Origin of the sequence: Paenibacillus pinihumi DSM 23905 = JCM 16419 (assembly GCF_000422505.1) — a bacterium.
Lineage (GTDB): Bacteria > Bacillota > Bacilli > Paenibacillales > Paenibacillaceae > Paenibacillus_D > Paenibacillus_D pinihumi.
In genome coordinates this window covers 846,802-865,721 of record NZ_KE383864.1, presented here as the reverse complement: position 1 = coordinate 865,721, position 18,920 = coordinate 846,802, and the positions used below count along the sequence as shown (strand labels likewise).

The following is an 18,920-nucleotide window of genomic DNA, read 5'->3' as shown; positions in this document are numbered from 1 at the left end:
AGTATAATTATGGATATGAGACAGGCAAACATACATGCAAGAACCATGAATACGATTTTGGTTGTTGATGATGACCGGGAGATTCGCGACGTTCTGCATATTTATTTGCGAAATGAGGGGTATCGTGTACTGGAGGCAGAGGATGGCTTGCAGGCGCTGGAGCATCTTCAGCATGAGCATGTCGACTTGATTCTATTGGATATTATGATGCCCAGAATGGACGGGATCAAAGCTTGTCTCAAAATCAGGGAGGATTCAAATATTCCAATTATCATGCTGTCGGCAAAAGGCGAGGATATAGATAAGATAGCAGGCCTTTCCACAGGGGCTGACGATTACGTAACGAAGCCTTTCAATCCGCTTGTACTGATTGCCAGAGTGAAGGCGCAGTTCAGAAGACAGAGCTTTGCCGCGACTGCGGCAGTCCCCCCGGACAGCTTGGTTATCACAATTGATGAGGACTTCATAATCTATAAGGCCGAGCACCGGGTTATTGTCCGCGGCAGGGAAGTGGCGCTGACCCCGATCGAATTTGCGATTCTGCTGCTGCTGGCGACATATCGGGGACAAGTATTTAATATCGACAAAATTTATCAGAATGTCTGGAAGGATCAGACCGCCTTTTATTCCGAGAATACGGTGATGGTTCACATCCGGAATGTTCGGGAGAAAATTGAAGTCACTCCAAGGGAACCCCAATATATCAAGACGGTGTGGGGAGTGGGATATAAGATTGATCGTTAAATGGATCGTCAAGCTGTGGAATCTGTTGAATGCCAAAAACAACATCCAAACCAAAATGCTGTGGGCGCTTGTTCCGAGCCTGCTTCTGGCTGTAATGACTACCAGCGGGTTCGACAATTATTTGGATGTCCGGGATAACATATTTCACAAAGCGCTATCTTTTTGTTTCTTTGTCATTGCCTTTATCCTCTATTTCTTCATTTTCACTTACCCAATTGTTCGCCACTTCAAAACGATTACCGACGGGTTGAAATCCATATCTGCAGGTAATCTGAATTACCGCATCCCGCTCCCGCGGGAGGATGAGCTGGGGAAGGTGGCTCAGCATATCAATTACATGGCCGAACGTCTGCAAAGCCAATTGAAGCGCGAGCGTCTTTTGGAGCAATCGAAGATGGAGCTCATTACTTCGATCTCCCACGATTTGCGCACGCCTCTTACCAGCATTATCGGTTACTTGAATTTGCTCAAAACGGGCCGCTTTGATGATGAGCAGGAAAAGGAACGGTACATCGATAATGCATTTCAAAAAACGGAGCAGCTCAGAAAGCTGATTGACGACCTGTTCGAATATACCCGTTTGAGCAATGGTGATGTGTGTTTGACACGTACGAATGTCAACTTCGCAAGTCTTGTGAAGCAGATGATCAACGAATTTGAGCCGGTAGCCAGGGAGCAGGGGCTAATCATTCGCCATGAATTATTCCGCAACGGACTGAATGCAGTTGCTCATATGGACATTGATCCCGAGATGATGGTGCGGGCAATCGATAATTTGCTGCTGAATGCCTTGAAGTTTTCCGTCAGACCTGGTGAGGTGGTCGTGAAGCTGGATGTTAAAGATACCAAGGCTATCTTTACGGTGGAAAATATGGGCGAGCCGATCCCCAAGGAAGCGGAAAAGCATTTGTTTAACCGCTTTTACAAGGGCGATGCATCCCGAAGTGAACATAATCTGTCACCCGGTTCGGGCCTTGGACTCTCCATTGCCCGCAATATCGTTGAGCTCCATGGCGGGCGGATGTGGCTGGAGCACCGGGAAGGTCATTATAAATTTTGCATAGAGCTGCCGCTGTATAAGAAATAAATAATTGCAGCAGCTTACAGACCAGGGGGATGTCATGAAAAGAAAATTGATGATTAGTGATATACACGGCTGTCTGGAGCAGTTGAACGAGCTGCTGGAAGTGGCAAAATATCATTGTAACGAGGACCAGTTGATACTGCTTGGAGATTATGTGGACCGCGGCCCAAGGAGCAGGGAAACTGTCGATCGGGTGATGGAACTGGTACGTCATCACGGGGCGATTGCGCTCAAGGGAAATCATGATGACCGCTGGGTGGATTTTATATTAAATGGGGGGCAGGAGGTCAAAAGCAAGTTTTTTCAGCATGGCGGTATGGAGACACTGCAGAGCTATGTGCCTTTTGAAGGGGAAGCCGGAAACGACTGTCTTATAGATGATGCCAGGATGGTTGTCCGCCGGGATTATATGGACCATCTTGATTTTCTTCAATCGCTGCCGCTATATTATGAGGATGGGACGCATATATGCGTTCATGCCGGATTGAATCCTCAATATAAGAATTGGAAGGAACAGCCGCCCCGTGATTTTATGTATATTAAAGGAGAATTCCACCGGTCACCGAACAAGACTGGCAAGACCATTGTGTTCGGGCATACACGCGCGGCTGAGCTTCATGATTCTCCCGGAATTTGGTTCTCGGACGGCAAGATTGGTATTGATGGCGGCTGTGCATACGGGATGCAGTTGAATGGACTGGTCTATGAGGATGAGTCCTACCAAAGTTATACCGTAATGAATCTCCGGCAAAAATTATAGGAACAGCCAGGTATAATAGATTGAAGAGGGTACAGCAGGGTGAGCAAGGCAAGCTGCAGCCCAGCGATAAGTCAAGGGAGCGAATATTAGTATGGCATCGACATTAATTATGAATGAAAAAATACGGGTTTCAGAGGTTCAACTGACAGGGCTTGATGGTGAAGACCTGGGCGTTGTGACCAGAGACGAGGCGCTTGCAAAAGCACAAGAGCTTAAGGCTGATCTTGTATGTATTTCTCTGATGAGCAGTCCGCCTCCGTGCAAGCTGGTTGCAAGGGGCAAGGCCAAGCAGCAGGCAATAGAGGAAAAACGTTCTGCAGCTGCCGGCTCCCGTCCGGCGAAAGTGAAAGAACTGCGCTTGACCCCGCATATTGAGGAGCATGATTATGACACAAAGCTGAAGCAGGCGGCTAAGCTGCTGACAGCAGGCAATAGTGTACAGCTCGTGATCCGCATTCAAGGCAAGGAGGGCGCCAAGGCAAAGGAGCTGCTGGAGCGAATGGTCGGGGATCTGGCCGAGAGCGGAAAGAAGCAGACTGGCATTCAAGTCAGCGGCAAGCAGGCGGCTGTTCAACTGCTGCCGTTGTAGTCATTGTTGTAAGATTTTCTGTCGCCTGACGGCAGCGACAAAAGACGCTGGCGCCAGCAATGGCAATTGTCGGCAGATTCTTATATTGTTCTGTATACCCCTGAATCTGGTTCAGGGGCTTTTTCTGGTTTTATTACGGGAAAATGATTAAAGTTGATACATCTAATCATATAATGATATGCTAATATAAAGAAACGTTACGGAAGGAGAACAAACTATGGATACAGCTATAGATAATCTTGACAATATGGCTGAGACATTCAAGCTGCTTGGAGACCGGACGCGGCTTGCCATACTCGGCTTGCTGAGAGAGAAGGAACTGTGCGTATGCAATATTGTGGATATACTCCAAATATCACAGCCCAGTGTCAGCCAGCATTTGCGCAAAATGAAGGCTGGCGGACTCGTCCACGAACGCCGTCAGGGCAAGTGGACTTATTACTCCTTAAACGTTGAAGACAAGCCCTATATTCGGCAAATCGTAATGGAGATCCCTTCTCAGGCATGGAAGCTGGAAGCATTGAACGGACAACCACTATCATCGGTTAGTTGTGATTGAGGCTGCTTGTACAGCCGTATTTCCTTCTAAAGAAGATGATGGTTGGTCGAGCCGTTCATTTTTTTGTAGATTATATAAACATATAATGATATTATTATATATGAATACAAGGATGTTTTCGCGAAAATCCAATCCGGTTTATATAGAGGGAGGTTGCTGAATAAATTTAACATCCTACAAATTGCTTTGGGATTATGGGAGGACATATGGTTATCTTGGCATCAGTTATTTTTTTAATTACGTTAGTATTGGTTATTTGGCAGCCCAAGGGACTCAGCATCGGATGGCCGGCATCGGGTGGTGCCGTACTGGCCTTAATGCTTGGGGTCGTTGATTTTCAGGATGTATGGGATGTCACTTCTATTGTCTGGAATGCTACCTTGACGTTTGTCGCCATTATACTCATTTCCCTTGTTCTGGATGAACTGGGCTTTTTCGAATGGGCTGCCCTTCACATGGCACGGCTGGCAAGAGGCAGCGGAAAGCTGTTGTTCGTGTATACGATTTTGCTCGGCGCGGCTGTGGCTGCTTTCTTCGCCAACGATGGGGCAGCGCTTATTCTGACTCCGATCGTGCTGGCGATGGTAAGAGCCTTGAAGTTTGATGACCGGATGATTTTGCCCTTTATAATGGCTAGCGGTTTCATCTCAGACACAGGCTCGTTGCCGCTGATGATCAGTAATCTGGTGAACATTGTCTCCGCAGATTTCTTCCAGATCGGTTTTGTTGAATATGCCGGCAAGATGGTCGTGCCGAACCTGTTCGCCGTAGGTTCCAGCCTGCTGATGCTGTATTTGCTGTTCCGCAGGCAGATTCCCAAGGATTATGATGCAGCGCAGCTTAAGCAGCCTGGTGAAGCGATTAAGGACAAGCGGCTCTTTCGCCTGTCCTGGGTCATCTTGTCCATTTTGCTAATCGCCTATTTGGTGAGTGAATTCATCGATCTGCCCGTTGCGGCGATAGCGGGGATTGCAGCAATTACCTTCCTGCTAGTCTCACGAAGCAGCGGTGCGATCCAGCCTGCACGCATCATCCGGGAAGCGCCGTGGACTATCGTTGTGTTTTCAATCGGCATGTATGTCGTCGTATATGGTCTGCGCAATGCCGGGCTTACGGGCGAGCTCAGCAAGGCGTTTCAATGGGTGGCGGATCAAGGTGTTTTTGCTGCTGCGCTGGGAGCTGGCTTTATTTCGGCAGTATTGTCCTCGGTTATGAACAATATGCCGACCGTAATGATTAATGCACTTGCCATTAAAGCTACTCATTCAGAAGGCTTGATAAGAGAAGCAATGATTTATGCCAATGTTATCGGCTCGGATTTGGGACCGAAGATTACGCCCATCGGATCTCTTGCAACGCTGCTGTGGCTCCATGTCCTTTCCAAAAAAGGAGTTAAAATTACATGGGGCTACTATTTCAAAACGGGCATCGTGCTGACAATTCCGGTGCTGGCAATCACCTTATGCGGTTTATATTTGTGGCTAAGAGTTATCGGTTGACCATTTGTGCTATATAAGAATAAGAGGAGTGTGTATTCCATGACGAAACCGTTAGTTTATTTTCTATGTACAGGAAATTCCTGCCGCAGCCAGATAGCCGATGGCTTCCTTCGGGCGATGGGCGGGGAGCGATATGAGGTTAGAAGCGCAGGCCTGGAAGCTCATGGCCTTAATCCGCGAGCGGTTCAGGTGATGGAGGAAGCGGGCGTTGATATTAGCACTCATACGTCGGATGTGATTGATTCAGAGCTGCTTAACCGTGCAGATTATGTGATTACACTGTGCGGCCATGCGGATGAGCATTGCCCTGTCATTCAACGCCAAGAGGTCATCAAATGGCATTGGGGTTTTGATGATCCGGCTCAGGCCAAAGGAACGGAAGAAGAAATAATGGGCCAATTCCGGCATGTCCGGGATGCGATTCAATCGCGGATCAGACAGTTTTTGGAGGAAGGAAACTAGATCAGATTCGTTTGCGTTTGCTGCTTGGCAGCCGGCAGAGTCTTCAAGACTTTGCCGGCTGTTTTTGTTATGCAGCAAGAAAGTTTGAGTATTGGTCAGAAGCGGAAGCGCGGGCACCAGTCTGCTACAAAATCCTGGTATACATAAGCTGCCTGAAATCGACAAATAATGGAGTTAACCGAGTTTACAAAGGAGGGAATACGCCTTGACAACGAAAAGTGCCGGACACGGCTCATACAAGAAAATAGGAATGTCTCCTAAGGAATATAAGAAGTTTGCCAAAAACAGGGAACCTTCCCGGTCTATAGGTGCCAATTGCCTGCGGGCATTTTTGATTGGGGGGCTGATTTGCGTTGTGGGTCAGTTTATCCAAAATATGTTCATGCATTACTTTAAAATGTCCGAAACCGAAGCCGGGAATCCGACGGTAGCCGTGATGATTCTGATTTCGGTTATCCTGACTTGCCTGGGAGTATATGACAAGATTTCTCAGTGGGCAGGGGCAGGCTCAGCCGTGCCTGTAACCGGCTTTGCCAACTCCATGTGCTCGGCCGCCCTGGAGCACCGAAGTGAAGGGCTTGTACTTGGCGTTGGGGGTCATATGTTCCGATTGGCCGGATCGGTTATTGTGTTTGGTACGGTTGCAGCCTTCTTCGTCGGCATTGTGCACCTTATTCTTGGCACAGGGGGGCAACAATAACATGCTTCGAGGAAAGCAAACTTGGTGGTTTGAGAACAGGCCTGTCATTATTGGAGCAGCTACCGTTGTCGGTCCGGATGAAGGGGACGGGCCGCTGGCTTCCTGCTTCGATCTTGTGCATCCGGAGCTGGACATGCAGCAGAAGTCTTGGGAAAAGGCGGAGCGCCTGCTGATGGAACAGGCGTCTGATTTTGCTATCCGCAATGCAGGAGTCAGCAAGGAACAGCTCCAGTTCTATATTGGCGGCGACTTGTTGAACCAGATTATTAGCAGCACCTTTGCAGCCCGGGGGCTCGGACTGCCCTACCTGGGCGTATTTGGGGCATGCTCAACTTCGATGGAATCGCTGGCTTTATCGGCAATGCTGGTCAATTCAAGATCAGCGCGCCGCGTGCTTGCGGGGGTGTGCAGCCATAACTGCACGGCGGAGAAGCAGTTTCGTTATCCGACAGAGTACGGTTCACAGAAGCCTCCTACAGCTCAATATACCGTAACCGGCGCAGGTGCGGCAATTATTGCGGAGGAAGGGAACGGTCCTGTAGTGACAAGCGCCACAATCGGCAAAATTGTAGATTTGGGCATCACAGATCCGTTCAACATGGGGGCGGCAATGGCTCCGGCTGCTGTCGATACCATTCAAGCGCACTTCGAGGATACCGGCCGGAGCCCGAAGGACTATGACTTGATCGTGACCGGTGATTTGGCGTCGGTCGGTCATCCGATTGCCAGGGATCTGTTGGAGCGAAGCGGGGTTCCGATGGGGGAGACGGAATTCACGGATTGCGGGCTGATGGTCTATGACATGATCAAACAAAAGAATATCATTCAGGCTGGCGGCAGCGGCTGTGCTTGTTCAGCTGTAGTCACCTACGGCCATCTGCTGAAGCGAATACGCAAGGGTGAGCTCAAACGGATTCTTGTTGTTGCCACTGGTGCGTTGCTTTCTCCATTGTCTTATCAACAGGGCGAGAGTATTCCATGTATTGCCCATGCCGTATCTATTGAAGGAGGAGAATGACATGCAATTTTTATGGGCTTTTCTGGTTGGCGGGGCAATCTGCGTCATTGGCCAACTGATGTTTGATGTACTGAAACTGACACCCGCCCATACGATGGCAGCACTGGTTGTAGCCGGAGCCATTATCGACGGCATCGGCTGGTATGAGCCGCTGATTGAATTTGCGGGGGCGGGGGCTACTGTGCCGATTACCAGCTTTGGGAACTCTCTTGTTCACGGTGCGCTTACGGAACTGCATGATACAGGCTGGATCGGAATCATTACAGGCATATTCAAAGTTACCAGTGCAGGTATATCGGCCGCGATAATTTTCTCGTTCCTTGCAGCCCTTATTGTAAAGCCAAAAGGATAATCACTAAAAATTGGAGGATATGTACGATCCTCCAATTTTTTTTGGGAAAAAATAAGATGTACGCCCCCCGGACAATTTAGTAGAATGATAGGTAGAGCGGCTGTGCCTTCTAACTAACTTGTGGATGTAATCTAATCCTGATCCATACATAGCTGACAGCCTTAGGCCTGTATCTACTACCGGGAGGGATTTTACTTGGACCATCACATTGACGATATGCAGATTTGTGGAATTATTCGACGCAATCTTGAATCCAGTATCCTGGGTAAAACAACCGAAATTTCAAGACTGATGACTGCTCTTTTGGCCGGAGGCCATGTACTGCTGGAGGATGTGCCGGGCACGGGGAAAACCCAGCTTGTCAAAGCGCTTGCCCGTTCAATTGGCGGTCAGTTCCGCCGCATACAATGCAACCCGGATTTGCTTCCAACCGATATTACGGGTGTTTCGATCTACCATCCAAAGGAAGAAGCCTTCCTGTTCCGTCCGGGTCCGGTCGTCGCAAATATTGTGCTGGCTGACGAAATCAACCGTGCAACAACGAAGACACAATCTGCTCTTCTTGAAGTTATGGAGGAGCGTCGTGTCAGTGTGGACGGGTTCACACATGAACTGCCCGTTCCTTTTTTGCTTTTTGCCACCCAAAACCCGATCGAGTTCGAAGGAACCTATATTTTGCCGGAGGCCCAGCTTGACCGTTTTATGATGAAATTGACATTGGGTTATCCTGATGAGCAGACGGAGAAGCAGATGCTGCTGCTTCACCAAAGCGGGCAGCCTGTCGAGCAGCTTAGCCAGGTAGCCACAATTGACGATATTGTCACATTGCAGGCCAAGGTCAAAAATATTCATGTGGACGACGCCATTGCCGATTATCTGGTGCAGATTGTCAGAAGCACGAGAAGCCATGCAGCCGTTCAGCTCGGGGCAAGTCCGCGCGCCGCATTATCGCTGCTCGCCGCCGCCAAGGCGCATGCATTCCTGGATGAGCGCCAGTATGTCATTCCTGATGATGTCAAGGAGCTTGTTCCGGCAGTGCTTGGACATCGTCTGCTGTTGCAAGCTGAGGCGAGAATCAATGGAATTTCTCCGCTTGATATATTGGAGGATATCGTCGGTCAGACGAAGGTTCCGGTCCGGTTGGAGCGGTAAAAAATGAACAGCCTCCATACACATACAACCAAGTTTCGCTGGTGGCTTATCGCCTCAATTTATTTGTGTGCTCTGGTATTCCTGCTCTTTCAGGGAGGCAAGGCGTCCTTGATGGTATTCCTGATCCTCAACGTGCTGCTCTTGTATCTCGGGCTTGGGCGCTGGAGCGGCATCAAGCGGGTGCAAGGGGAACGCAAGATTGTGCATAGCAATACGGCCAGCCCTTCGCTTACCGCGGGGAGCCGGCTTGAGGTCGAGCTGCGGGTCAAAATCCCCGGCTATTGGCCTCTGCCCTATGTTCTGCTGCGCGAGCGCCTTGTAAGGCAGGGCGGCAAGGATCTGCTATTTGAAGTGTCATTCGTACCGGATTTCAAGAGAAGCGGGAATGTGAATTATTTGACTCCGCCGCTGCAAAGAGGCTTTTATCATTTTTCCCCTACGGTATGCTCGACCAAGGATATATTCGGCCTGATTGAGCACAACGGAGAGTTCCGCTCGGAGGACACCTTCCGCGTGCTTCCCAAGATTGTAGCCATCCGCAGCTGGAGCCAGCTCCGCCTGGGAATGAGAGGGCCTTATTCCCATACCGCTGCAGCCCGCTCATCCAAAGAAACAACACAAATTAACGGTGTCAGAGATTATTTGTACGGTGACCGTCTGTCGCGTATTCATTGGAATGCTACTGCCCGTACAGGAAAATGGAAGTCCAAGGAGTTCGAGCGCGAGGCCATGCCGCGCTCCATAGTCGTTTTGGACCGCAATGCTGAATCTTATGCCAGGCCTGAGCTGTTCGAGCTCGCGGTGTCAAGTGCAGCTTCGGTATTTGATTTTGGCCTTCGCAACGAGAATGCCATGGGCTTTGTATCGGTTGGCCCGCAGCCGGAGCTTTGGGAGCCAAGATCCACAATTGACCATCGCAGTGATGTCATGAATCACCTGGTTACTGTAGCCAATGATGCCCCGCAGCCGCTATTCCAGGCGCTGACTCAGGCAGAGGCAGGGCTGCCGCAAGGCTCGCTGGCAATTATCGTCAGCCCGCAGGGCGGGGAGGCGATGATCCGCAGCCTGCAATTGCTGGATCGCAAAGGGCTTGTTCCCTGCCTGATCTACATGGACGGCTCGGAAGGGCCGGCTGGCGATGAGCAATGGCAGCAGCTTATAATTCGTAGAGGCTGGGCGCTCTACAAGGTGAAGAGTCTGCAGGAGCTGCCTGCTGTACTGGAGGGGGGCGGACAGCGTGCTTACACCGTTTAGAACCGACCCTGCTGTCAAATCCCACGAGTGGGTCAGACGGATGTCATTTTTCTTTATCGGCCTTTTGCTATGGCAGTGTTTTGAAGTGCTGGACGGCTATTGGTGGGAAGAGACGTTTGCCGTCGTTCACGGGGTATTGATTGCAGTTATGCTGACAGAAATTTTACTGCCGGTGCCGCGAATTATCCGCCTGCTATTGCAGGGCGTGCTTCTCATCGGAATCAATGTTTATCTGACCAAATTCAGCTGGACGCCGATTGGCAGCACACCTGGCGGGGGAGCGGTATGGTGGGACGGGCTGATGTACAACTTGAATCAGTTGCAGCCTTATTTCTGGATCAGCCTTATTGTCTGGGTGGCATATCAGGGGATGGGCCGCTGGGCGGTTTCCCGCCAGCAGATCGTTACGGCCACGGCGATGATTCTGACGGTACTGCTCGTCGCAGACTCCTTCACTCCGCTGCCGCTTTGGGATAACATCGCATGGGCGATTTTTATTGGTCTGATCTGGCTGGTCGCGGATCATTTCGCCCAGTTTCAGGCCAAGCACCCGGACAGTTGGAATCATCTTCGATCCTACCCGGCATCGATTCTCGTCCCGACGCTGTTGATTATTGCCGTCGTGATGTCTTCCGGACTATTCGTGCCGTCGATTGCGCCGATTCTTAAGGACCCGTATACGGTCTGGATGGAATCGCGGGGGCATTCTGTTCCGTCGTTCGTTGGCGACAAGGGCAACCCGAATCCTTCGCTGCGGACGAGAGACAATCGGTCAGGCTACAGCCGCCAGGACGAAATGCTCGGCGGGGGATTTGAATTTGACTATTCGACGGTCATGGAAGTTACAACAAGCCGCCGCAGTTATTGGCGGGGAGAGACGAAGTCTCTTTATTCGGGGGACGGCTGGAGAAAAAGCGACTCCGAGCGCCGCGAGCCTTCGTTAATCGGCCTCGCCAGGGAGCAGAAGCTTCCGCTTGAAAACGGGCCCGATGGCACCAAAGGACGTATTGAAGTCACGCAGAACGTCAAGATGGTGAGGAAGGATGCGTTTCCGGTGCTGTTCGGGGCAGCTCCGATCCAGACGATCAAGTCGATCCGATACGGAGAAGGGGAGGAACGCCTTCCTAACCGGCTCTCCTGGCATTCAGCGTCATGGGAGCTGCGCTGGCCGGAGGACACTACGGATACGCCTTATCCCGATTCCTATACCGTCGTATCCAGCATGCCCGTGCTGGATGAAGAAGGGCTGAACAAGGCGGATACGAATCTTGGCAGCGTCCAGCAGAACCGGATGTACCTGCAGCTGCCGGATGAACTGCCGGAGCGGGTGCGGCAGCTGACGCTGCAAATTACTGCCGATGCCAAGACCCCTTACGAGAAAATGAAAAGTCTTGAAAACTATTTGAAAACGAATTTTACGTATACAAACACGCCGGATATTTCCAAGCGTAAAAGCAGTGATTTTGTAGATGCTTTTCTGTTTGAGGTGATGGAGGGCTACTGTGATTATTATTCCAGCGCACTTGCAGTCATGGGACGAATCATTGATGTTCCGACCCGCTGGGTAAAAGGCTATGCTCCAGGAGTGCTGCCGCTCGACCAGATGATGTATCAGCCTCAGTTCACGGTTGATCCGGACGGTTCCGGCACCTATACGGTACGCAATGCGGACGCGCACTCTTGGGTAGAGGCTTATTTTGAGGGCTACGGCTGGATTCCTTTTGAACCGACCGCAGGTTTTACCTTCCCATATGCCCAAGCTGAGAACGATACACAGCAGCAGCTTGATCTTCCGGAAACGACGCCTGACACTGAAACTGTTGAAACCGAATCGGAGTCGGCGGGCCCGAACTGGGTTGGCTATACCGGGCTTGCGATTCTTGCGGGACTTGCTGTATTTGCTGTCTACCGCCGTCGTCAAATTGTAGACTCTTTGATCCGCTACCGGTTCCGCAAATTTACGCCAAGCCAGCGGATTGTGTGGGAGACGGGCAAATTGCTCCGCTACGGCAAAAGAAAAGGCCTGCCATTTTCCGAGAATGATACTGTAAGAGAGACCCTTACTTCCTGGATCAGGGAACGGTCGGTGCTTGATCAGGAATTGAGCGGGGTATTGCGACAATTTGAGCAGGCAAAATACAGCGGTCTGGCGGCCTCTGATGAGGAGATGAAGCAATTTATCGCTTTGACCAAGACCGTTCGCGAGCGCATGTAGCCAGATTACCGAAGGCCGGCTTCCCGTCATCTACGAGACGGGGCCGGTTTTTTGGCTGATTGGATCAAGGGGCATTAAAATGGATCAGCGCTTTGGCGATATTGCCGGAACCGCCTTTTTTCAGGTTTTCTTCTTTGCAACAAATTCCGCAGTTGTGGTATAGTTTGTCCTATGTAAGAACAATAAAATAGTCAGGGAGTCGACGTAATGTTTGAACGACTGCTTCCCAGTATTATCGTAAATACCATTTATGATATTAATTTGGATCAATTAAAGACGCAGGGGATCAAAGGCATTATTACCGATTTGGATAATACCCTGGTGGGAGCCAAGGATCCCTTGGCTACGCCGGAATTGATAGCTTGGCTTCAGAATGTTGAACAGCGCGGGTTTCAAGTTGTAATTGTGTCCAATAATAACGAGGCAAGAGTTGCCAAATTTGCGAATCCGCTCAATATTCCTTTTATCCACGCCGCCCGCAAGCCCACCAGCCGTGCATTCCGCCAAGCACTCAAGATGATGGACTTGGCTCCGGAACAAGCGGTCGTCATCGGTGACCAGATGTTGACCGATATGCTGGGAGGACGCCGGATGGGGCTGCATACCGTACTGGTAACCCCCATTTCTCCCAAGGATGAAGGCATTATGACAAGAGTGAACCGGCAGATCGAGAAGCTGGCGTTGTCCCGGCTGCGTAAAAAAGGGCTGTGGCCCAAGGAGGAACATAAGTGACAGAGAATGTAAAGCATGACAAGGCCGGTTTTTGCTCCGGCTGCGGGGTGCAGCTACAATCGCAAGACAAGGAAAATCCCGGTTACATACCGGAATCAGCAATAGAACGGGAACCGGCAATTTGCCAGCGGTGCTTCCGGATTAAAAATTACAATGAAGCAGCATCCGTCGCTGTAGATAACGACGAGTTTTTGCGGCTGCTGGGCGGTATTGCAGCAACAGATAGTCTCGTTCTCCATATAGTTGATTTGTTCGACTTTGAAGGAAGTCTGATTTCCGGCCTGCAGCGGTTTGTCGGCACGAACCCGGTGCTGCTCGTTGTAAACAAGGTGGATCTGCTGCCAAAGGCTGTTAATTTAAACCGTCTGCGCAATTGGGTGCAGCAGCAGGCCAAAGCCCAGGGGCTTAAAACCGTGGATGTCGTATTGTGCAGCGCCAAGCGCAATCTTGGTTTTGAGCGGGTTGTTGAAGCGATGGAATATTACCGGGAAGGACGGGACGTTTATGTCGTGGGCTCGACCAATGTCGGCAAGTCTACGTTGATTAACCGGCTTATCCGCGATTATAGCGACCTCGACAGTGAACTGACGACATCCCGTTACCCTGGAACGACGCTGAATGCGGTCCGTATTCCAATTGATGATGGCAAATATATTATCGATACGCCGGGAATCGTCTATTCGTCAAGATTTACAGAGGTTGTTCCAAAAAGCGTGCTGAAGGCGATATTGCCGGAACAGACACTCAAGCCGCTCGTATTCCAGCTCAATCCGCGTCAGACACTGTTCTTTGGAGCGCTTGCTCGATTTGATTTTGTAGAGGGAGAGCGCCAGTCCTTTACTATCTATCTGTCGGAAGGGCTGAAGGTGCACCGCACCAAGCTGGAGCGGGCTGATGAGCTGTATATCGAGCATCGCGGCGGACTGCTGGTGCCGCCTGATGAATCTGAGCTCCATGAGCTGCCTGCCTGGACCCGCCACTCCGTGCGCATTCCGCGCGGGAAGAACTATGATTTGTTCATTTCGGGACTTGGCTGGATCAAGGCGAATTCAACAACAGGCGCTCAGGTTGAGCTGCATCTTCCCAAAGGCGTGAAGGTGCTGCTGCGGGAATCGCTAATCTAGCCGAAAGGCAAAGGAGAATGGATGACGGTGCAGCAGGGAAACAAAGTGGACAGCCACACAGTATTGTACGGGGTGATTGGCGATCCGATCCGCCATTCCAAGTCCCCGCTGATGATGAATCGCGCGTTTAAGGAGACCGGTATTAACGGCATTTATACAGCCTTTCATATTGTGCCTGACCAGCTGGCAAATTTTATTGCCGGAGTCAGGGCAATGGGGATCCGGGGAGTCAATGTGACGATCCCCCACAAGCTTGATGTGATGCACCATCTGGATCATATTGATGACAGTGCCCTTGCAATAGGCGCAGTCAACACGATTGTCAATGATGGCGGTCGTTTGACCGGATACAATACAGACGGCATCGGCTATGTCCGCTCCTTGAAGGAAGAAATTGAGCCGGATCTCGCAGGCAAACGGGTCGTCATTCTCGGGGCGGGTGGTGCTGCCCGCGGTATTATCTATGGACTGATCCAAGAGAAGGTAGATCAGATTGCAGTTGCAAACCGGACGGCGGAACGGGCCAGCAAATTGGCGGGCGATTTCAGTAATCAGGCTGATGTCTATGCCGGGGACTGGGACAAGATCGCGCAGTTGTGCGCAGGTGCAGATCTGGTTATCAACACAACCAGTGTCGGCATGTTTCCTCATATTGAGGGCACGCCGATAGATGCGTCATGGCTCCGTGAAGAGACAATAGCGAGTGACCTGATCTACAATCCGCTTGAGACCCGCTTCCTGAGGGAAGCGCGCGAGCGCGGCTGCCGGGCGCATGGCGGTTTGGGCATGTTTATTTACCAAGGCGCTTATGCATTCGAATATTGGACAGGCACGGATGCCCCGGCCGCAGCGATGAGAAGCTGTGTGCTGGAAGCGCTGCGCGGAAACTGATGGTGTACAGCCATGACCGAACGCAAGGAACAAGAATTGAATAAATCGGATAATGAAAGAAGGAAACAACTTCATGCTTACTGGAAAACAAAAGCGCTTTTTGCGCTCGCACGCACATCATTTGCAGCCGATCTTCCAGGTCGGAAAAGGCGGTACAAATGAACATTTGATTCGCCACATTGAGGAAGCTATTGAAGTGCGCGAGCTGATGAAAATCTCTGTACTTAACAACTGCGGAGAAGATCCGAAGCAGATTGGTGCTGAACTGGCTGCGGGAGCTGGTGCTGAGCTCGTCCAGGTTATCGGCAAGACCATTGTGCTGTACAAGGAATCGAAGGATAACAAGACGATCGTGCTTCCATAAATGTCACCGGAAGGAGGAGAAGCGAGTGATCCAGGTAGGCTTGATGGGCGGCACCTTTGATCCGATTCATTACGGCCATTTGCTTGCCGCAGAGTCGGCAAGGGAGGCTTGCAGCCTTGATGAGGTGTGGTTTATTCCCTCTGCTCATCCTCCGCTCAAGCCGAATTCACCAAAGGCGGGAGCAAAGGAGCGGCTGGAGATGGTGTACCGGGCGATTGATTTTCAGCCCCACTTCCGTGCTCTTGATATTGAGCTGGAGCGGGAAACGACTTCTTATACGTTCGATACCATTGCAGAGCTGAAAGAGCTCTATCCGGGGAGGGAATTTTTCTTCATTATCGGAGCGGACAGAGTCAATGATTTGCCGAAGTGGCACCGGATTGAGGAGCTTGCGAAGCAGGTTTCCTTTATTGCGCTGGACCGTCCCGGCACACCCATTCTTGCTGACCAATTGCCGGAATACTTGCAAGGCCGCATTCGCCGCTGCGAAATGCCGCAGGTGGATTTCTCCTCGACTGACATTCGGCAGCGTGTACGGGAACGGCGATCGATCCGGTTTATGACACCGGACAAGGTGTTCCAATTTATTCAAAGGAATGATCTGTATGGATCGTAAGGTTATGGACCGTGAAGCTCTGCTTGCTTCCGTACGTGAACAAATGCCGGAGCGCCGGTGGGTGCATACGCAAGGGGTCATGGAGACAGCCGTTATTTTGGCCAAGCGGTACGGAGCAGACCCTGTCAAGGCTGAGCTGGCCGCTATCCTTCATGACGTCGCGAAGTTCTGGAAGGTGGACAAGATGGAGGCAGCGATCCGCGAGGAAGGCGAGTTTGTTGATGTGCTTAACTATGACAAGGAACTGTGGCATGCCCATGCCGGCGCCTACGTATCCAGACGGGACTATGGGATTGAGGATGAAGAGGTGCTTGGAGCAATTCGTTATCATACCTCCGGGCGCGAAGGGATGGCCCTGCTGGAGAGGATTGTGTGGCTGGCCGACCTGATCGAACCGGGCCGCGATTTTCCCGGGGTGGATGCGATACGCGGACTGGCAGAGCAGGATTTGAACGGTGCGCTTGTAGCCGGCTTCGATACCACCCTTGGTTTTTTAGTGGAAAAAAAGAAAAGAATATACCCGTTAACCGTGCTTGCAAGAAACGACTTGCTGGCTGAAATAGAGAATACGAATTGAAACTATAGGAGGCTGAGCTTTTGACATTAAACTCGGATCAAATCATGCAGATTGCCGCCGAAGCGGCAGATGACAAAAAGGCAGGACGGATCGTGGCGCTGGATTTGAAGGGGATCTCCCTGGTTGCTGATTACTTCGTTATTTGCCATGGTAATTCAGATACGCAAGTACAGGCGATCACAACTGAAATCCGCAAACGGGTGGACGAGAAGGGCGGCATTTTGCGCGGTATCGAAGGATTTGACTCGGCGCGCTGGGTGCTCATTGACCTTGGAGATGTAGTCGTCCATGTATTCCATCGTGATGAACGGGATTATTATAATATTGAGCGTCTGTGGTCGGACGCGAAGGTTGTGGAGTTCGTATGAGTCTTGTTGCCGGAACGATTACCAGGCTGCAAGTAGCCCGAGAAGTACCGCCTAACGGCTTTTTTCTGACAGACGGAGAGCAGGATATTCTGCTGCACTACAGTGAGATTGTCGGCCAGCGTCCGGAGCCTGGCGATGAGGTTGAGGTGTTTATATTTTTTGATACGGAGGACCGTCCCGCAGCGACCATGCGCAAGCCGCTCATTACCTTGGGCGAGCTGGTCCGTCTCCAGGTAGCTGACATTAATCCGCGTCTGGGTTGCTTTCTGGAGATTGGTCTTGGCAGACAGCTTCTGCTGCCATTGTCCGAACTGCCGGAAAAACGCGAATACCGTCCGCAGCGCGGCGATGAGATTTACGTTAAGCTGGCCCATGACAAGAGCGGAAGGCTGTTGGCGAAGGCGGCGATCGAGCCTGATCTTGCCCCTCTTGTCTTTCATGCTCCTGAGTCTTGGAGCAATAACTGGGTTGAGGGCTGGGTCACGAAAACGCTGCAGATGGGTTCCTTTGTCCTGGTGGACGGCGGAGTCGTCGGCTTTGGCGTATACGGGATGATTCCCGCGGTGGAGAGAAGCGGGACACTGCGTCTTGGACAGCGGGTCAAAGCACGGATTACTCATATCCGGGAAGACGGGCGCGTCAATCTGTCCATGGCTCCCCGCAAAGAGATTGGACGGGTGGAGGACGCGGATACGATTCTTGCCTTCCTCAAGGATCGTCCAAAAGGGGCGATGCCTTACTCTGACGATACGCCAGCTGATGTCATCAAGCAAAAATTCGGCATCAGCAAATCAGCCTTCAAGCGCGCGATGGGCAAGCTGATGCGTGAGGGCGTGGTACGCCAGGAAGGAAGCTGGACGTATCTGATCGAAGCTTCGGACGCCGGACAGGGAACAGATCAGCAGTCATAAGGAGGACAACGTATGCGAGCCTATCGACAATTTGCTGCTGTCTATGACCGGCTGATGGAGGACATGCCTTACCCGGAATGGCTGAGCTTTGCGCGCCAGTGTTGGGGGCGTTACGGGATGCCGAAGTCTGTAGCCGATATCGGCTGTGGCACAGGAAGTCTTGCCATTCCGCTGGCCCGTTCCGGCTTTGAGGTGTACGGCATTGATTTGTCCTCGAACATGCTGTCGATTGCCCGCAACAAGTGGGATGCGGGCAATCAGCCGGTGATCCGCTCCCAGATCGGTTCGGTGCAGTTTTTACAGCAGGATATGCGGGATTGGGAGCTGCCGGAGCAAGTAGACAGCGTCATCTCCTTTTGCGACTGCCTGAACTACTTGACGGAGCCGGAGGATGTGGAGGCCATGTTTGAAGCCACCTTCCGTTCGCTTAAGGACGGGGGCGTGTTCCTGTTCGATGTGCATCCGCCCAGCCAGCTCCAGCGTTATGCCGAGGAGCAGCCCTTCGTGCTGGATGAACGGGATATCGCCTACATTTGGACTTGTGAGCTGGATGAACAACGGTACGAAATTGAACATCATTTATCTATTTTCTCCAAGGAGGGGCCAGAGCGTGATGCGCTGTTCCATCGGATTGATGAGACACATATCCAGCGAGCCTATGAGCCTGCATGGCTGAACGGCGCGCTGCTTCGTGCCGGTTTTGCCAAGGTGGAGCTATTTGCCGATTTTCGTCTGGAGGCGCCTGCCAAAGATGCGGAAAGGCTGTTTTTTGCAGCGCTAAAAGCGCCGCGGGCTTGACATGTTTCCCATCTATTTTTAAAATACAGATAATGTGAACTGCGGTATCGTCCAGGCGGATTGTTCTGCACGGCATCTACATATTCAGCGGCGGACGCTCGCGTGTCGGACCTGCGGTATGGCAGTAAAGTGAGCACAGACAGAGCATGTC

General features: G+C 51.3%; 22 protein-coding genes. All 22 read left to right on the top strand.

Annotated elements, in window-relative coordinates:
* Nucleotides 1–45 precede the first annotated feature (45 nt).
* A complete protein-coding gene (locus tag H583_RS0118160) occupies nt 46–744 on the top strand; it encodes a response regulator transcription factor (RefSeq protein ID WP_036710176.1) in 699 nt (232 codons plus the stop codon).
* The gene (locus H583_RS33350) at nt 734–1,831 is read left to right on the top strand and encodes a sensor histidine kinase (protein ID WP_161631205.1); all 1,098 of its coding nucleotides are present in this window, start codon (nt 734–736) and stop codon (nt 1,829–1,831) included. Before H583_RS0118160 ends, H583_RS33350 begins: the two co-directional genes overlap by 11 nt.
* A 34-nt stretch (nt 1,832–1,865) precedes the next feature.
* Nucleotides 1,866–2,588, top strand: coding sequence for a metallophosphoesterase family protein (locus H583_RS0118150; RefSeq protein ID WP_028561718.1), 723 nt, complete (start codon nt 1,866–1,868; stop codon nt 2,586–2,588).
* Between the two features lie 91 nt (nt 2,589–2,679).
* On the top strand, nt 2,680–3,177 hold the full coding sequence (gene infC, locus H583_RS0118145) for a translation initiation factor IF-3 (protein WP_036709922.1): 498 nt from the start codon (nt 2,680–2,682) through the stop codon (nt 3,175–3,177).
* 217 nt (nt 3,178–3,394) lie between these two features.
* Complete coding sequence (locus tag H583_RS0118140; protein ID WP_425414528.1) at nt 3,395–3,736, top strand: ArsR/SmtB family transcription factor; 342 nt, start codon at nt 3,395–3,397, stop codon at nt 3,734–3,736.
* 206 nt (nt 3,737–3,942) lie between these two features.
* Nucleotides 3,943–5,235, top strand: a complete 1,293-nt coding sequence (locus H583_RS0118135; protein WP_028561715.1) for an arsenic transporter — start codon at nt 3,943–3,945, stop codon at nt 5,233–5,235.
* A gap of 39 nt (nt 5,236–5,274) precedes the next feature.
* Complete coding sequence (gene arsC, locus H583_RS0118130) at nt 5,275–5,697, top strand: arsenate reductase (thioredoxin) (protein WP_028561714.1); 423 nt, start codon at nt 5,275–5,277, stop codon at nt 5,695–5,697.
* 205 nt (nt 5,698–5,902) lie between these two features.
* Nucleotides 5,903–6,397 (top strand): stage V sporulation protein AC, encoded by a 495-nt coding sequence (spoVAC, locus tag H583_RS0118125; protein ID WP_028561713.1) that lies wholly within the window; start codon nt 5,903–5,905, stop codon nt 6,395–6,397.
* A gap of 1 nt (nt 6,398) precedes the next feature.
* Complete coding sequence (gene spoVAD / locus H583_RS0118120) at nt 6,399–7,415, top strand: stage V sporulation protein AD (RefSeq protein ID WP_028561712.1); 1,017 nt, start codon at nt 6,399–6,401, stop codon at nt 7,413–7,415.
* Nucleotide 7,416: 1 nt separating this feature from the next.
* A complete protein-coding gene (gene spoVAE, locus H583_RS0118115) occupies nt 7,417–7,767 on the top strand; it encodes a stage V sporulation protein AE (protein ID WP_028561711.1) in 351 nt (116 codons plus the stop codon).
* Nucleotides 7,768–7,983: 216 nt separating this feature from the next.
* Entirely contained in the window at nt 7,984–8,919 is a 936-nt protein-coding gene (locus H583_RS0118110) for an AAA family ATPase (protein WP_036710170.1), read from the top strand.
* A 3-nt stretch (nt 8,920–8,922) separates the two neighbouring features.
* Nucleotides 8,923–10,173 (top strand): DUF58 domain-containing protein, encoded by a 1,251-nt coding sequence (locus H583_RS0118105; protein WP_028561709.1) that lies wholly within the window; start codon nt 8,923–8,925, stop codon nt 10,171–10,173.
* Nucleotides 10,157–12,388, top strand: a complete 2,232-nt coding sequence (locus H583_RS33345; RefSeq protein ID WP_051236582.1) for a transglutaminase TgpA family protein — start codon at nt 10,157–10,159, stop codon at nt 12,386–12,388. The genes H583_RS0118105 and H583_RS33345 overlap by 17 nt, the downstream gene beginning before the upstream one ends.
* Before the next feature lie 207 nt (nt 12,389–12,595).
* On the top strand, nt 12,596–13,120 hold the full coding sequence (locus tag H583_RS0118090) for a YqeG family HAD IIIA-type phosphatase (protein ID WP_028561708.1): 525 nt from the start codon (nt 12,596–12,598) through the stop codon (nt 13,118–13,120).
* Nucleotides 13,117–14,244, top strand: coding sequence for a ribosome biogenesis GTPase YqeH (gene yqeH, locus H583_RS0118085; protein WP_028561707.1), 1,128 nt, complete (start codon nt 13,117–13,119; stop codon nt 14,242–14,244). The genes H583_RS0118090 and yqeH overlap by 4 nt, the downstream gene beginning before the upstream one ends.
* A gap of 27 nt (nt 14,245–14,271) precedes the next feature.
* A complete protein-coding gene (locus H583_RS0118080) occupies nt 14,272–15,135 on the top strand; it encodes a shikimate dehydrogenase (RefSeq protein WP_425414527.1) in 864 nt (287 codons plus the stop codon).
* Between the two features lie 73 nt (nt 15,136–15,208).
* A complete protein-coding gene (yhbY, locus tag H583_RS0118075) occupies nt 15,209–15,499 on the top strand; it encodes a ribosome assembly RNA-binding protein YhbY (RefSeq protein WP_028561705.1) in 291 nt (96 codons plus the stop codon).
* A 28-nt stretch (nt 15,500–15,527) separates the two neighbouring features.
* On the top strand, nt 15,528–16,115 hold the full coding sequence (gene nadD / locus H583_RS0118070) for a nicotinate-nucleotide adenylyltransferase (RefSeq protein WP_028561704.1): 588 nt from the start codon (nt 15,528–15,530) through the stop codon (nt 16,113–16,115).
* A gap of 4 nt (nt 16,116–16,119) precedes the next feature.
* Entirely contained in the window at nt 16,120–16,692 is a 573-nt protein-coding gene (gene yqeK / locus H583_RS0118065; RefSeq protein ID WP_028561703.1) for a bis(5'-nucleosyl)-tetraphosphatase (symmetrical) YqeK, read from the top strand.
* A 44-nt stretch (nt 16,693–16,736) separates the two neighbouring features.
* Nucleotides 16,737–17,060 (top strand): ribosome silencing factor, encoded by a 324-nt coding sequence (gene rsfS / locus H583_RS0118060; RefSeq protein ID WP_425414535.1) that lies wholly within the window; start codon nt 16,737–16,739, stop codon nt 17,058–17,060.
* Entirely contained in the window at nt 17,057–17,971 is a 915-nt protein-coding gene (locus tag H583_RS0118055) for a CvfB family protein (RefSeq protein WP_028561701.1), read from the top strand. The genes rsfS and H583_RS0118055 overlap by 4 nt, the downstream gene beginning before the upstream one ends.
* Before the next feature lie 12 nt (nt 17,972–17,983).
* Nucleotides 17,984–18,769: a class I SAM-dependent DNA methyltransferase gene (locus H583_RS0118050; RefSeq protein ID WP_028561700.1), complete on the top strand. Its 786-nt coding sequence runs from the start codon at nt 17,984–17,986 to the stop codon at nt 18,767–18,769.
* Nucleotides 18,770–18,920: the final 151 nt, after the last annotated feature.